Below are 13,704 nucleotides of genomic sequence, written 5' to 3'. Positions count from 1 at the left end.
ACCGACTTGGCCGGCAACAACAGTGATGATCTGATTATCTCAATCAGCACCGACCTTGCAACCGTGAAGCGTGCGCTAAATCGGCTGGTGTCGGACGTAGGCGCGGCATCCAACGGCATTGAGAAACGTTTTGCCGCTGCCGGTAAGTCGATCAACAACTCGCTCACCACATCGATGCAGGATCGCATCAACAGCATGGTGGGCATCGGTACGACGGCAGCAAAAGAATGGAACGGTGTTCTCGCTGATCAGCAGAAAGAGCTTGATCGCCTCCGCGCCAAATACAGCCCGTTGTTCGCAACAATCTCGAATTACAAGAACGCGGTAGCCGAGATCCGGCAGGCCCATGCCGCCGGCGCGATCTCTGCCAACGAAATGGCTGCGGCGATCCAGAGAGAGCGACAGGCGGCGCTTGCGTCGACCGCAGCTATTAAGGGGCGTAACGCCGCACTGAAGGCAACGGTCACGACGAGTAGCGGCAACAGCTTCAATACCGCGAACATCGCAGCGCAGTTTCAGGACATCGGCGTGACGGCAGCGATGGGCATGTCTCCCATCCAGATCGCCCTGCAACAAGGCACGCAGCTTTCGGCTGTCCTGCAGCAGATAAAGGACAGCGGCCAGGGTGTCGGACAAGGTCTTGCAGCCGCTTTCTCTTCCGTAATCTCTCCGCTGTCTCTGGTGACAATCGGTGTAATTGCCGCGGGTACGGCGGCATTTCAGTACTTCTCCACCATAATGAATGAAGGCGATAAGTCCGCCGAGGTTCTGAAAGAGCAAGCGGCGCTCATTTCGTCTGTCGCCGAGCGGTGGGGTGACGCGATCCCGGCGCTTCGCGAGTACGCTGACGAGCTAAAGCGAGCGCAAAACGTTTCCGACCTCACCAAGGGCGCGGACATCGTCAATGCGAAGACACTCGAGGGCGTCAGGGCAGAGGTCGACAAGGCAGTTGTTTCATTCGCGGATCTGCTCGACCTACTAAGACTGGCGGGTGAAAAGGCCGACACGATAACTAACCTTCAGGTGGCGTTCGACAAGTTTGCCGGTTCTGCTGAAGAAGGGAAGGTTCAGACCGAAGAAGTTAAGCGCGTACAGGATGCGCTGGTGGCCGCTATCAACGGTACGGGTCTGCAAGCTGCGTCTGACTTCGCTGACAAGTTCAATGATCTGGCTGCTGCTGCACTCGTGGCTGCCGGCAACGTTCAAAAGGTCAATGATGCCACGTCAAGAATGACTGACATCACAACCTGGCGCAGCTACAATCCCAATAGCGGGAAGCTGGAGACCAACGCCGACCCATGGGCTGATAACATTCAGAATCCTGGTTTTATGACGCCAGAGTTCGGCCCTACACCAGATCGACGCCCATCTGACCTGGATACGGACAAAAATAGAGGGTTCGGTACACCAAAGCGGGCGAGGGCGCCGACAAAGACTGCATCCGATCGCTTCGCGGAAGACCTTCAGGCAGTTCGCGATCGAACCGAAGCGCTTCGCCAGGAGATGAGCCTAATAGGCCTGTCTAACGAGGCTCAGACCAAGCGCCGCACTGCTCTTGACCTAGAGCAGAAGGCACTCGCCGACCTTCGAGAAGAGGCCCGCAAGAAGGGCGAGAAGGATCTGGAAAGCATCACGCTTTCGCCCGACAAGATTGCCGCAATCGAGCAGGAATCTGCGGCATATGCTCGGCAGTCTGAGGCGCTTAGGCAAGCGCAAGAGCAACAGCAGAAGCTGAATGAATGGAACAACGTCGCGAGAGATGCAACGCGCGGCTTTATCGACGACCTGATTCAAGGCGAGAGTGCCGCGGACGCATTTGCTGGCGCGCTAAGCCGCATTGGTGACGCGCTTATTGATGACGTCTTAGACAGCATCTTCAAGGTGAATGGCGCCGCTGGAAGTAGCGGAGGATTGCTGAGCAGCATCCTTGGCATCTTTGGTGGGGGAGGTGGGAAGGGAGCATTCCCTGCGGCACCGACTGGCAGTCTCTACGCAGATGGCGGCTACACTGGCCCCGGTGGTAAATATCAGCCTGCCGGTACCGTCCACAAAGGCGAGGTCGTGTGGTCACAGGCTGACGTGGCTCGCGCCGGGGGCGTTGGCGCTGTTGAGGCTCTTCGCAAGGGCTACGCAAACGGCGGTGCCGTGGGCGTTTCTGTCCCGACAATCCCGTCACTCCGTCCGGCAAACGACAATGCTGTGCAGGTCAACTACGCGCCCGTCATTGATGCGCGCGGAACTGATGCTGAGGCGGTGGCTCGACTTGAAAGGGTTGTCGCAAAGCAGGGAGCCGAAATGCAGGGCCGTGTTGAGGCGGCTGTGCGATCGGCTCAAAAACGAAACGTGAAGTTGGGGTAAGGCATGACAATCACATACCCGCTCCCAACTTCCTTCTTCGATGAGTTCCCAGGCTGGTCGACCGAGTTCAACCTGCTTTGGCGGCAAGAGCAGTCGCGTACAGCTGGCGGCCAGACGATTGTCAAGGATTTGGGGTCTCCGCTCTGGCAGATGACAGCGCAATCGCGATCGATGAAGCCAAATGAGTTGGACCACTGGCGCGCGCGGCTCACCAGCCTCGAGAATGGCCTAAAGACGTTCCGCGCATTCCCGAAATCGCGCTGCTTCCCGGTTGCATATCCGAACGGCAGCTGGCCGACCGGCGGCGCGTTCAGCGGCGTGGGGCAGGTGGCAACCATTGCATCTAACCGCAAGGCTATTTCACTCTCGGGCCTTCCTGCCGCATACAAGGTCTCGGTTGGCGATTACATCCAGATCGGCGACAAAGACCTGCACATGGTGATGGAGTCAATGACGGCCAGCGCTGGCGGCGTGACAACGCAGTTTGAGGTTCGCCCGCATCTGTGGCCCGGTGTGGTGGCGCCTGTCGCCGCTACGCTGGTGAAACCATCCTGCATCATGGCAATCGTGCCTGGTTCGATCTCAACGACGGCCGACATGGCTACTGGTCGCGGCACTGTCACGTTTCAGGCGATTGAGGCCCGGTAGTCATTGAATCTTCACCCCGAAATGCGCGGCGATCATCTTCGATTCACGCGTGCCCTTGGCAACTTCACGATCAAAGCATTTCGCGTAGAGATCGGAACCCTTCTTGTCGCGGCAGGCGCGCTCGGCATTCCTGTGGACCGCTTTTTTCCAATCGAACGGCTCTGACTTTACGATGGGGCCTTGTTGGCAGGCAGTCAGGCACGCGGCCAATAGCGCGACGATTAAGTACTTCATGAAATCTCCGGAGCAAAATCTCAACGCGGTTGCACGTGTGCGTAACGAGCCATGATGCCGTCATAGAATTTTTTACGGCCGCGAACTTCTCGCTCGTAACACGTAGCAAACTGCTCCTTCCCTTTCGTGGTGCGGCAGTAGCGATCGGCGCCGTCTTCAATGGCCCTCTGCGCTTTCCATTCCGTAGGCGTTTGGGTCTGGCATGCGGTGAGCGTCAAAGCCGCAATGGCTAGAAAAAAGTACTTCATGAAATCCCCCAGTGACGGCGGGATTAATGCTCAACTTTAAGTCTGTGTCTAGGCCACCTCAGGTGGCTTTTTCGTGTCAGATCCCAACGGGAAACCCAATGAGAAACATCTCAGCAGAAAACCTTGCTGCGCTTGAGGCGCGGCAACTGGTGGCGCGTGACTTCCTCTGGTTTGTTGCGCGCGATCGAGCAACCGGTGCGCCGGTCACCGATGGCATGTGGTCGGACGTCGGCAACGTGTCGGCGGCTGTGGTCCACCCGGACACAGGCCTGCCTGTCACGCGTGACTGGTATGGCTCCGGGACGCTGGTGCAGATCGATGACATTCCGCTCGTCGCCAACCTGTCGGTGCAGAACGTCAACATCCGCCTGTCTCAGGTTAGCGAGCACGTTCAGACGTTGGTCCGCCTGTACGACTGTAAACAGGCTCGCGTCGAGATCTACCGCGGCTTGTTCGATCCGGATAGCCGCCAGATGGTCGCGCCGGCAGAGTGCCGTTTCGTAGGCTTTGTCGACACAGTCACCATCACGACGCCAAGCGAAAACGAGGAGGGCAGCGTGACGATGGTTTGCGCCAGCCATACTCAGGAAATGACGCGCTCCAATCCGTCGACGCGCAGCCATGCTACGCAGGTTCTGCGGCAGGCCGGTGATGCATTCTACACCGATGCGGACACCTCGTCCGAGTGGGAGTTCTTCTGGGGTTCCGAAAAGGGCAAGGTCGCGACGCAGCCGAAGCGCAAGAAATTTCTTGGGATCTTCTGATGGACGTCCGCCCCGCCACAGCTAAGGACCGCGACCGCGTGGTCGCGTTGTTGCGCGAAAGCCATGAGGCCGCTGGCTTCACATTTCCGTTTCAGGCGGCACATGCCGATCGGCTTTTTCAGCAGCATCTGGCTTCGCCGATGGCGTGCGTCTTGCTTGCTGGTCAACCAGCGCAGGGCGTTCTGATGGCTTGTGCTTTTGATCACCCGTTCGGCGCTGGTCGCATCGCCAAGGAAACGGTCTGGTTTGTGACGCCAGAGGCCCGCGGACGTGGCGCGATCAAGATGCTCGATGCCTATGAGGTGTGGGCGCGATCGGTCGGCTGCGTCTCTGTCGGTATGGCGTCTCTCACCACAAATGACGTCTCCCGCCTCTACGAGCGGCGCGGCTACAGCGCTGTCGAAACACACTTCATGAAGCCGCTCTAGCGGCTACGCGCGCGGATAGCGCAGCGCATCCCAAGGAAAATCGATGGCTATTTTTTCTGGTATCGCGACCGCGATATCCGGCGCGATCTCGGCTGTCTCCACTTTTATTGGTGGCCTCGGCGTCGTTGGCTCTTTCCTGCTGAAAACGGCCGTAGGCGTTGGCGTAAGCCTGCTCGCCCAGTCGCTCGCCGGCAAGCCCAAAGATCCGACATTCTCCATCAACGGCACACTGCAAGGCGGCGGCGATATCTCGCGCTCCTTTATCCTCGGTCGTACTGCGACTGCTGGATCTCTCGTGTTCGTCAATACGTGGGGGCAGGATGGCGACACGCCCAACGCCTACCTGACGCAGGTTATTGCCCTGTCTGACATGCCGATACGTGGACTTGCCGAAGTCTGGGTAAATGGCGAACTGGTGACGCTTGGTGGACTGACTGACCGGGGACACGCGGTCAACGAATACCCCGACAGCCTTTGGGTCAAATTCTACGACGGCACACAAACGACAGCCGACAGCTTCCTGTTCACGTCGGTGTCTAATGGCAACAGGTGGTGGAACCCCGACCGCATTGGCAGGGGCGTTGCTTACGCGATTGTTACTGCGCGGGTCTCCAAGAACATGTTCTCCGGCGTGCCGTCCTTCAAGTTCGTGCTGGAAGGCATGCGCCTGTACGACCCGTCGCGCGACAGCACTGTTGGCGGTGTCGGCGGCCAGCGCTACGCCGATCCTGCAACGTGGGGCGGCGATGGCGACTTCCTGCCTGCTGTGCAAATCTACAATCTTCTTCGCGGCATCAGCTACAACGGCCAGTGGGTCTATGGCCTACAGAACCTTTCGTCGTCGCGCCTTCCTGCTCCGGCATGGATTGCTCAGATCGAGAAGCACCGCGCCGGCACTCTGGAATCCACAGGCTGGGTCAACACCTATCGAAGCGGCGGCGAGATACAGATCGAGGCGCCGCTGACCTCTGCGGTCGAGGCTCTGCTAACCGCTTGCCAAGGCAAAATCTCGGAAGTTGGCGGCGTCTATTACCTTCACTCAGGCGCTCCGGGCGCTCCGGTCATCGCGTTCACGGACGATGATATCCTGTCCACCGAAGAGCAGGAGTTCACGCCGTTCCTCGGGCTGGCTGACACCATCAATGGTGTGTCGGCCAATTACCCCTCGCCAGAGGATGGATGGGTCTCGAAGACCGCTCCGCCGCTTTACAGAGCCGACCTCGAAGCGCTCGATGGCAACCGTCGCCTGATGGCTGACGTCGATCTCAACTTCGTTCCATATGCGGAGCAGGTGCAGCGCCTGATGCGATCGGCCTTGGAAGAGGCTCGCCGCTTCCGCCGGCACACGATCGTTCTGCCTCCGCGCTTTTGGGCTTATGCCACGCCTGGCACTGTGTTTTCGTGGACGTCAGAGCGTAACGGTTACATCGCGAAACTGATGCGCCTCGACGGCGTTGCCGACCGCGCCAATCTCGATGTCATGGTCGACATCACTGAGGTTGATCCAGCCGACTACGATTGGAACACGAATGCCGACTTTAAGCCTCCTGTTGATGGGCAAATTGGCGTTATTCGTCCTACGCCACAGCCGATCGTGGACTGGTTTGCAGAACCGGCCACAATCAAAGACGCGGCGGGTGACGATAGGCGACCTGCCATCCGGCTGACGTGGGATAACAGCGATGGTCGCCTCGATGACGTTATCGGCATTGAGTACGAGGTGCGGCTGCAGGCGACGCTTGAAAAGATTTCGGAAGGTCGCACAGACCAACCGCAGGTCGGCTCAATGCTCATCTCGCAGGGGTTGCTGCCGAATGAGAGCTACGTCGTTCGTGGTCGATACATTCCCGGTGGCGACAGGCCGGTTTTGTGGTCGGGATTTATCCCGGTCATCACGCCGAACGTGCTGCTCTCCGACAAGGATGTGTTCGTTGACGTCGATCTGTCTGGTGTCGATCAGCAGCTATCGTGGCTCTACGACAACGCGAGGTCTGCTAAGGACCGGATACAGGCTCTCATTGCCTCGCAGCTTGAATTGCCTGTCGTTGCAATGGAGCATAGCGAATCCATCCGCCGCAGTTTGTCTGTGGCGCTTGGCAACGCTCGGGCGGATTACAACGAAAAGATTGAGGTTGCGGTCAGTGAAACGGCAGCCGTAGGAACCAAACTCGAAGAGCTGACCGTCAGCGTCAACCAGAACGTTGCATCACTCACCAGTCAGATCCAGGTCGCAGTCGACGGGACACAAGCCGTGGCAACGCGGGTGGATACCATTGAGGTATCTTTCAACGGCTCCATTGCCAGCCTTACCGGCCAAGTCATCGCTGTTGCCAACGCCAATGAGGCGCTTGTCGGCAGGGTGGACGAGATTGAGGTCGAGTTTGGCGCGGCGACGGCTGGGCTGTCTACTGACATTCTTGCGGTAGCGAACGCGACGTCGGCTTTGGCAACGAGGACGGACACGCTCACGGCGGCATTGGGCGGTAATAACGCTCAGGTCAATGTGAAGTGGGAAGCGAGCGCAGGGCCGTCTGGCTATGCTGCTCGTTACGCAATTGTTGCCGCTGTGAACGATGCATCGTTCCGGTCAGCAGCTCTAATGCTGGACGTGCCCTCAAGCACTTCGAGCCCGACCCGCATAATCATGCAGGCGGCGCAAATCCTGATGTACGGAACAGACCCTTCTTCGCTGAAGCGTCCTTTCGTCTTTCAGGATGGCGTGCTCTATCTCGATGATGTCCGAGTTAATAGCCTTTCGGCGCTGTCTGGTGAGTTGGGCAACGTCAATATCGAAAATGCGATTGTTGGCAATCTCCAGGTCGGCACGTCTAACATCCAACCCGGCGCAATCACGAGGGTGGATAGCAACTCTCGAACGGACACAGGGACGTTCGATGTCACCGTCAGTCACGGCGTCGGCTCCCCAACGGTGCGCCTTGATATCGTTAGCAAGCTGATATCTGGCGGAACGGTCAACGGGAAGTCCCAGATCGTTACGCAAAACATCACCAACGGTGGCGAAGTGAGCAACTTCTGCATCTTCAACTCGACGGATGATGCCAGCGGGTTCCGCTACGTTGGGAGCGATATCGTTCTCTATACGCCTGCGTCCGCTCAATCTTCCACTACGTTCAGAGTCACCGTTTCTGGCGGACCGTTCATCGGTTCGGTGGATCGGACGATTTTGATAGCATCCACCTTCAAGCGCTAAGGAAACCCCATGACAACCGGCAACACAATGCAGATCGACCCTTTGGTCGCTCTGCAAGAAGCAAACGCGCGCGAAGAGTTCTTCAAACAGCGCAATCTGTTTCTCGCCCAGCACCTCGCCATGCAGAAGGCTGAGAACCAGACCCTTCTCGACAAAATCAACGGTCTTGAAGCCGATCTGCGTCTTGCGCGTGGTGACGGCGATACCATCGACGGAGAAACCGAATAATGGCGGGCGTTGCTTACTACAACACCGGTACGGCCACGGTTGCGGTCAACTCCAAGACTGTGACCGGTACCGGCACGAACTGGCTTTCTGTCGTTGGTGGGCTGACGGCCATCAAGGCTGGTGACAAGTTTGGCATTCATGTCGGTCGCCCGATCATTATCGCATCGGTCGACAGCAACACGCAGTTGACCCTTGAGGATAATTGGCCAGGTCCGGCGCAGACTAATGCGGCTTACCGCATCGAGCTGACAAATCCGGATGTCATAGCCGTTGAGGCGATGCGCCGGATACTGGGCTCGCTTAGTTCTGGCGTTCTTTATGGTCTGTCTCAACTGCCGTCCACGCCAAGCAGGTTTCTTGGCATTGATGAGAACGGGGCGGCTGCGTTGCTCAATGGAGCATCAGCGTATGGTCTGCTTGGCGCAATCCCGAACGCGCAGTTGCCGACGCGATTGCAAGCTGCGGCATCATTTGTCACCGCGGCTAATGCTCTCGACAACATCACCGAGAGCGGATGGGTGAAGGTTGCGAGCGCGAATCTGGCTACGGTTAATGGTCCTTCCGGGGGTGGTTCAGGCAACGTTTTCACGCTAATTCATGACGCATCGGCAGCAACGCAAGAATTCATCAGCGTATCGGTGCAGGGAAGACGATGGAATAGGCGCAAGCTGTCAAATGTATGGACGGCGTGGCAAGCCAGTCAGGTTGGCGACGTAACGGACATATCTAGTGTCTCGTCCGGTGCGTTTCGCGGCTGGAGCTTCGGACCTGGTGCGGCAAGCGCGACTATTGATGCAAACGCGTTAGTTGGTAACGGGCTGTTCTTCGCCGCTGCTGGAAGCACGAATACGGCTTCCAATGGCTGGGGTTATATCCTCCAGTTCCAACGGGACACCGATCGTAAGACTCAAGCCTTTTTCGATTCTTTCTCGTCTAACCCCAGAATGTATATCAGGACGCAGCTTGCGGAAGGATGGTCTACATGGCGGCAAGTTCCCTTTGCGCAAACAGGATCATTGGACACCACGGCAACCGCCGCTATGCTTGTCGGCGCATTTGGTCTTGGCGGCGCTCCAGCTGCTCTCACCGCTAGCGATGACTTGAACACCCTTCCGGCTGTCACGGCTTGGCATCGTTACGGAAGCGGGGCGAGCTTGCCGGCAAATGCTCCTGAGAACGCAACGTCTGTAATGCACCAAATACAATTTGGCGTGGGCGGTGCATCTCAGACTGTATTTAGCCTATCTGCTGCCGGTGTCGTCATATGGTCAAGAAAGCAGGCTAGTAGCGCCTGGACATCATGGACGCGCATCGACGGTGATGTGTCCGGTCCCGCTGTCGCAATAAACAACGCTCCGGTTGGCTTTAGCGGAACCGATGGAAAAACCATCAAGGAGCTTACCGGTCCTGTTGCGGCGCTTCATGCCTTGTCGCCAGCGGCAAACAAGTTGCCTTACTTCACCGGTGCGGCGGCTGCGGCCCTGACAGACCTTTCAGCTTTCGCCCGGACCGTGCTCGATGACGCAGATGGCGCTGCAATGCTTCAGACCATGGGCATTAGCGCCAGGGTGGCTTCCGCTCTCTTGCAAGACCAAAAGGCTAGTGGGGTGTCTGGTGGCACATCTGTGGTTGGGTGGCAGACAAGGACTCTGAACACAGAGGTGTTCGATCCGAACAACCTTGTAACGCTCGCATCAAACCAGTTCACCGTCGCGTTCGATTGCGATTGTGAGTACATCACCAACGCCTACCATCCGACTGGCACAGGTCTGAAAGGTCGCATCTACAATGTCACCGATAGCGCTGTAGTTGCTTACTCTGGCGTCGGTTACGTTCAGGCCAATTCCTACAATGTTGTCGGTTACGCTCGGCTTGTCGCTGGAAAAACTTACCGGTTGGACATGTATGCCGCCGTCGCTGCGGCCACCAATGGTCTTGGGGGGTACGTTGGTGACGGCTCCACCGAAATCTATTCCTCTGTCTACCTCAGGAGGGTGTAATGCCATTCGCTTTGGTTATTGATGGTGTGGTTGACACCATCTCGTTTGAAGACCGTTCGGACGATCCTGAATGGGTTCAGGTTGCCACCGGTGTATTCGGCGGCTTTATTCGGCAGGAGGACGGGTCGTTCTTGCCGCCGGACCTGCCGCCGCCGTCGCCAGTCGTCACCGACTATGAGAACGCGATCCAAGACCTCGTTGACAGCACCGCTCGTGAGCGTCAATTCCGCGATGGTGTAACGCTGGCTTCCTATACTGCGTCCACAAAACCCAAATGGGCGGCGGAAGCTCAGGCCTTTGTCGCATGGCGCGATAACGTCTGGTTCTATGCTTACGGTGAGCTTGCCAAGGTGCAGGCTGGCCAGCGGCCTCAGCCGACCGTCGAGCAGTTCCTTGGCGAGATAGCGCCCATCGCTTGGCCGGTAGCGTAACCCGGCACCCATAAGGATTCCCAAATGCCAATCACCAAAATCTCCACACAGGGGAGGGCTTTCGTGCGCCTGCACGAGGGCAATCCACTTACCTGCTACCTCGACCCTGTCGGTATTCCGACGATCGGTACGGGCTTCACGATGCGCAGCGATTCAGTTCGCCGCGAACTGGCCAAGATCGGCATCACGAAGCTTGTGCCAGGTAAGACCAAGATCACCGCAGCGCAGAGCGATTCCATCCTCGACGCTGTTCTTGCTGCCGAGTACGTGCCAGCGGTAGTTGCCGGCTCGCCCAGCGACCGCAAACAGCATGAGCTGGACGCTGCGGCATCCGTGACGTTCAATCTCGGCGTCGGCGCGATGAATTGGACGTGGGCTGACCTCTGGCGCAAGGGCCAGATCCAGAAGGCCGCCGCTCATCTCGCAAGCAACTACAACACTGCGAAAGGCAAGAAACTGCTTGGCCTCGTGCGCCGTCGCAAGGAAGAGGCGCTTCTATTCGAGAAGGGCATCTATACCGGGGTTGGCGTGACGAAAGAAGTGACGGCGGAAGCGCCGGTGCTACCGGATCCAGTTGTGAAGGAAGCGCAGGAGCTGCTCACGACTGCTGGCCTCAATCCAGGCGCTATCGACGGCTGGATGGGCGAGAAGACCAAGGCTGCCGTAATCGCCTATCAGAAGGCACACCCGCACCTTATCGCTGACGGCATCATCGGCCCTGCCACCATCGCACAGCTTCGTCGCGACGCAGGCGCGGCCAAGGACGTGGTTGCAAAGGGCGCAAGCTCTGCGGTCGGTTCTGGATTGCTTGCCTTCACTGCTGGCCTTCCATGGGGCTGGATCGCCGCAGGTGTGCTTGTGGCGGTTGTCGGCTACGTGGCCTATCGCAACCGCGATGTGATCGCACGCCGGTGGAATAGCTGGCGCGGCAAGGAGGTGAAGGTTTGATGATCATCGCCAAGCTTAAAGGCTACCTAGCCGCAATCGGTACGGCGCTCGCGATCCTCGCGGGCGTCTTTTTGTATGGCCAGCGGGCAGGGCGCACCGCGGCAAAGGACGAGCAGGCTGCGGCGAATGCCAAGGCTATCAAGAAGGCCGGGGACGTCGAACATGAAATCAAAAATCTTGGCGACGATGATGTTGATCGTCGTCTTGCTCAGTGGATGCGCGACAAGCGGTAACTACTGCGACATCGCGCGACCGGTGCGACCATCCTTTGAGGATAGCCTGACGCCGGAGACAAAGCGGCAAATCCTCATCGAGAATGAGAAGCTGATGAAGCTTTGTGGGGTGAAGCCATGACCGGCGCGGAGATCATGGGCGCCGTCGGTTTCTTCGTGCTGGTATTCGGCTTTATCTTCGGTCTCTGGAAGTACGTCGACGCGAAGATTAGCGCCGCAAAGATGGAGGCGTCTGGCGCCGCCTCTGCGGCTTCGGCAATGGCGTCCCTTGCGAGGGAAGAGCTCGCGGCTCACCGTCTGCATGTGGCGGAAACCTACGTCTCAAAGTCCGGCCTTCGCGAACAGACTGAGCAAATTATGGGCGCTATCGGCGCCGTGAAGGATGCCGTCGACAAGATGACGTTACGCGTGGACCGCATCGTCGAAAATCAATCAAAGCCGCGCGCGACGCGGGCAGGATAAAGCATGGCTAGACAAGGAAATTCATCGGCCGCACGTGCCGCGCGCATGAGGGCAACGGCAAGCTATTTCGGGGCGGGTGTGATTGGGGGCGCAAAGCTTCCCGTCAGCATGTCCGTCGCCCCGCTTCTTTTCGCCAGCACTGCTCGTTTGGCAGGATGGGCCGGCAGCGCGGCCAAGGTCGCCCGAAGCGCGAACCCTACGACACCGCAGACGTTTGGCTTCGATGCGAACGGCCGGCTCGATCTCACGGCTATTGAAACCTATGTCGGTGGCGTGAACGTCGCTGCCAGAGTGGACACGCTTCTAGACCAGTCTGGAAACGGCTTTGACCTGGTCCAGACGACGCAGGGTGCCCGCGCATATGTGCAGCGCTCACAGCTTGCCGGCTCCGCTCTACCGATCACCTGCGGCCCGAACATTCAGTATCCGATCCCTTCCGGCTTGTCCGTCGATCGCGCCAACCACTCGGTGTTTCTGGTTCTTCGCCCACACCTCGCCCGCGCTTCTTATGCGTGGATCAAGCTGGGCACGACGCTGACATACGGCACCACAACGCCAGATACGGCGACGGCTGGAGGTGGCGCACGCATCCTTGATGCAGCCAACGGCAACGTTTCGAAGGTCCAAAGCCGCGCTCCAAAGACATCGGGCGTTGCGATCATGGGCTATTCCAGCGGCGCCTCTGACGTGAAGTTCTACAACAACCGCGTGATCGAGACTGTTGCCGGTGCTTTGACCGCAGGAACGCTCACGGGCGGCACGATTGAGAACGGTAACGGCTACAGCGAGATCATGGCCGTTGCCATCTTCCCGCGCGCTCTGACCGCTTCGGAAATGGCATCGGTCGGCAGATCGCTTGAGGCGGTCGCACCTATTCAGATTGGTCAGACTAAACTTGTGATAGGGATCGGTGACAGCCTCACGGCAGGTCAGGGTAGCGTTGCTATATATGTTCCCACCCTTGGCATGACAGCCACTGAACTCGATCAACTATATACAGCGCTTGGAGGCCCGCCGGACGTTTCGATACTCAATTGTGGTCAGCCGTCTATCCCCATGACGGCAATCAACGGCACGAACGGCCGCAACCGCATCAAGGAGTTGATGGATGCTTACCCCGAGGCAACAAGGAAAGTTGTCCGCCTTCACGCGGGTATTAACGACCTTCGGGCGGGATCGTCCGACACGACGATCTACAACGCCATTGTGGCTTACTGCACATGGCTGCGTGGTCTTGGTGTCAAGGTGATCGTCTCGACCATCAATACCCAAGTTGTTGACGCGACCTATACGGCGCAGGCTGAAACTTATCGCCTGTCGATCAATTCGCAGATCCGCGCCAACTGGGCAACGTTTGCTGATGACATGGTGGATTATGCCAACATCCCCGAATTGGCCGATCCGAACAACACGACGTATTTCGCTTCGGACAAGCTGCACCAGACGGCAAATGCGTATCAGCTCAAGTCCGCTATACTGGCGCCGAAGATTGCAGCGTTGCTCACTTAATG

At 58.2% G+C, this 13,704-nt stretch carries 14 protein-coding genes; 12 read left to right on the top strand and 2 right to left on the bottom strand.

Going from position 1 to position 13,704, the window contains the following annotated elements:
* Positions 1–6 precede the first annotated feature (6 nt).
* Positions 7–2,358, top strand: coding sequence for a phage tail length tape measure family protein (locus ACQZ45_RS03165; RefSeq protein WP_448742156.1), 2,352 nt, complete (start codon positions 7–9; stop codon positions 2,356–2,358).
* Positions 2,359–2,361: 3 nt separating this feature from the next.
* Positions 2,362–3,006 carry a hypothetical protein gene (locus tag ACQZ45_RS03160; protein WP_448742155.1) on the top strand — a complete coding sequence of 215 codons (645 nt, stop codon included), beginning with the start codon at positions 2,362–2,364 and terminating at the stop codon, positions 3,004–3,006.
* On the opposite strand, the gene ACQZ45_RS03155 is transcribed toward ACQZ45_RS03160, so the two are convergent.
* A complete protein-coding gene (locus tag ACQZ45_RS03155) occupies positions 3,007–3,240 on the bottom strand; it encodes a hypothetical protein (RefSeq protein WP_019567279.1) in 234 nt (77 codons plus the stop codon).
* Between the two features lie 20 nt (positions 3,241–3,260).
* A complete protein-coding gene (locus ACQZ45_RS03150) occupies positions 3,261–3,488 on the bottom strand; it encodes a hypothetical protein (RefSeq protein WP_019567280.1) in 228 nt (75 codons plus the stop codon).
* 98 nt (positions 3,489–3,586) lie between these two features.
* Between ACQZ45_RS03150 and ACQZ45_RS03145 the strand changes: the two genes are divergently transcribed.
* The 10 genes from ACQZ45_RS03145 to ACQZ45_RS03100 all read left to right on the top strand — a co-directional run bounded on the left by ACQZ45_RS03145 (position 3,587) and on the right by ACQZ45_RS03100 (position 13,702).
* Positions 3,587–4,252 (top strand): hypothetical protein, encoded by a 666-nt coding sequence (locus ACQZ45_RS03145; protein ID WP_060641798.1) that lies wholly within the window; start codon positions 3,587–3,589, stop codon positions 4,250–4,252.
* On the top strand, positions 4,252–4,680 hold the full coding sequence (locus ACQZ45_RS03140) for an N-acetyltransferase family protein (RefSeq protein WP_448742154.1): 429 nt from the start codon (positions 4,252–4,254) through the stop codon (positions 4,678–4,680). Before ACQZ45_RS03145 ends, ACQZ45_RS03140 begins: the two co-directional genes overlap by 1 nt.
* A 43-nt stretch (positions 4,681–4,723) precedes the next feature.
* The gene (locus tag ACQZ45_RS03135) at positions 4,724–7,891 is read left to right on the top strand and encodes a phage tail protein (protein WP_448742153.1); all 3,168 of its coding nucleotides are present in this window, start codon (positions 4,724–4,726) and stop codon (positions 7,889–7,891) included.
* A 9-nt stretch (positions 7,892–7,900) separates the two neighbouring features.
* Positions 7,901–8,119 carry a hypothetical protein gene (locus tag ACQZ45_RS03130; protein ID WP_448742152.1) on the top strand — a complete coding sequence of 73 codons (219 nt, stop codon included), beginning with the start codon at positions 7,901–7,903 and terminating at the stop codon, positions 8,117–8,119.
* Entirely contained in the window at positions 8,119–10,119 is a 2,001-nt protein-coding gene (locus ACQZ45_RS03125; protein ID WP_448742151.1) for a pyocin knob domain-containing protein, read from the top strand. The genes ACQZ45_RS03130 and ACQZ45_RS03125 overlap by 1 nt, the downstream gene beginning before the upstream one ends.
* Complete coding sequence (locus ACQZ45_RS03120; RefSeq protein WP_448742150.1) at positions 10,119–10,550, top strand: hypothetical protein; 432 nt, start codon at positions 10,119–10,121, stop codon at positions 10,548–10,550. Before ACQZ45_RS03125 ends, ACQZ45_RS03120 begins: the two co-directional genes overlap by 1 nt.
* Before the next feature lie 24 nt (positions 10,551–10,574).
* Entirely contained in the window at positions 10,575–11,498 is a 924-nt protein-coding gene (locus ACQZ45_RS03115; RefSeq protein WP_448742149.1) for a glycoside hydrolase family protein, read from the top strand.
* Positions 11,498–11,731: a hypothetical protein gene (locus ACQZ45_RS03110; protein ID WP_112524700.1), complete on the top strand. Its 234-nt coding sequence runs from the start codon at positions 11,498–11,500 to the stop codon at positions 11,729–11,731. The genes ACQZ45_RS03115 and ACQZ45_RS03110 overlap by 1 nt, the downstream gene beginning before the upstream one ends.
* Before the next feature lie 117 nt (positions 11,732–11,848).
* On the top strand, positions 11,849–12,193 hold the full coding sequence (locus ACQZ45_RS03105; RefSeq protein WP_112402214.1) for a hypothetical protein: 345 nt from the start codon (positions 11,849–11,851) through the stop codon (positions 12,191–12,193).
* Between the two features lie 108 nt (positions 12,194–12,301).
* On the top strand, positions 12,302–13,702 hold the full coding sequence (locus ACQZ45_RS03100) for an SGNH/GDSL hydrolase family protein (protein ID WP_448742148.1): 1,401 nt from the start codon (positions 12,302–12,304) through the stop codon (positions 13,700–13,702).
* The last annotated feature ends 2 nt before the right edge of the window (positions 13,703–13,704 follow it).

The sequence above is a fragment of the Agrobacterium sp. 16-2014-1-2a genome (genome assembly GCF_053522705.1).
Note: the sequence above shows the minus strand (reverse complement) of the source record. Positions and strands in the feature narration are given on the sequence as shown.

Bases quoted from the DNA above. Each gene is read 5' to 3' on its own strand.
- ACQZ45_RS03125 (WP_448742151.1), top strand. From the start codon at position 8,119: ATGGCGGGCGTTGCTTACTACAACACCGGTACGGCCACGGTTGCGGTC.
- ACQZ45_RS03135 (WP_448742153.1), top strand. From the start codon at position 4,724: ATGGCTATTTTTTCTGGTATCGCGACCGCGATATCCGGCGCGATCTCG.
- ACQZ45_RS03160 (WP_448742155.1), top strand. From the start codon at position 2,362: ATGACAATCACATACCCGCTCCCAACTTCCTTCTTCGATGAGTTCCCA.
- ACQZ45_RS03130 (WP_448742152.1), top strand. From the start codon at position 7,901: ATGACAACCGGCAACACAATGCAGATCGACCCTTTGGTCGCTCTGCAA.
- ACQZ45_RS03150 (WP_019567280.1), bottom strand. From the start codon at position 3,488: ATGAAGTACTTTTTTCTAGCCATTGCGGCTTTGACGCTCACCGCATGC.
- ACQZ45_RS03145 (WP_060641798.1), top strand. From the start codon at position 3,587: ATGAGAAACATCTCAGCAGAAAACCTTGCTGCGCTTGAGGCGCGGCAA.
- ACQZ45_RS03110 (WP_112524700.1), top strand. From the start codon at position 11,498: ATGATCATCGCCAAGCTTAAAGGCTACCTAGCCGCAATCGGTACGGCG.
- ACQZ45_RS03100 (WP_448742148.1), top strand. From the start codon at position 12,302: ATGTCCGTCGCCCCGCTTCTTTTCGCCAGCACTGCTCGTTTGGCAGGA.
- ACQZ45_RS03120 (WP_448742150.1), top strand. From the start codon at position 10,119: ATGCCATTCGCTTTGGTTATTGATGGTGTGGTTGACACCATCTCGTTT.
- ACQZ45_RS03140 (WP_448742154.1), top strand. From the start codon at position 4,252: ATGGACGTCCGCCCCGCCACAGCTAAGGACCGCGACCGCGTGGTCGCG.
- ACQZ45_RS03115 (WP_448742149.1), top strand. From the start codon at position 10,575: ATGCCAATCACCAAAATCTCCACACAGGGGAGGGCTTTCGTGCGCCTG.
- ACQZ45_RS03105 (WP_112402214.1), top strand. From the start codon at position 11,849: ATGACCGGCGCGGAGATCATGGGCGCCGTCGGTTTCTTCGTGCTGGTA.
- ACQZ45_RS03155 (WP_019567279.1), bottom strand. From the start codon at position 3,240: ATGAAGTACTTAATCGTCGCGCTATTGGCCGCGTGCCTGACTGCCTGC.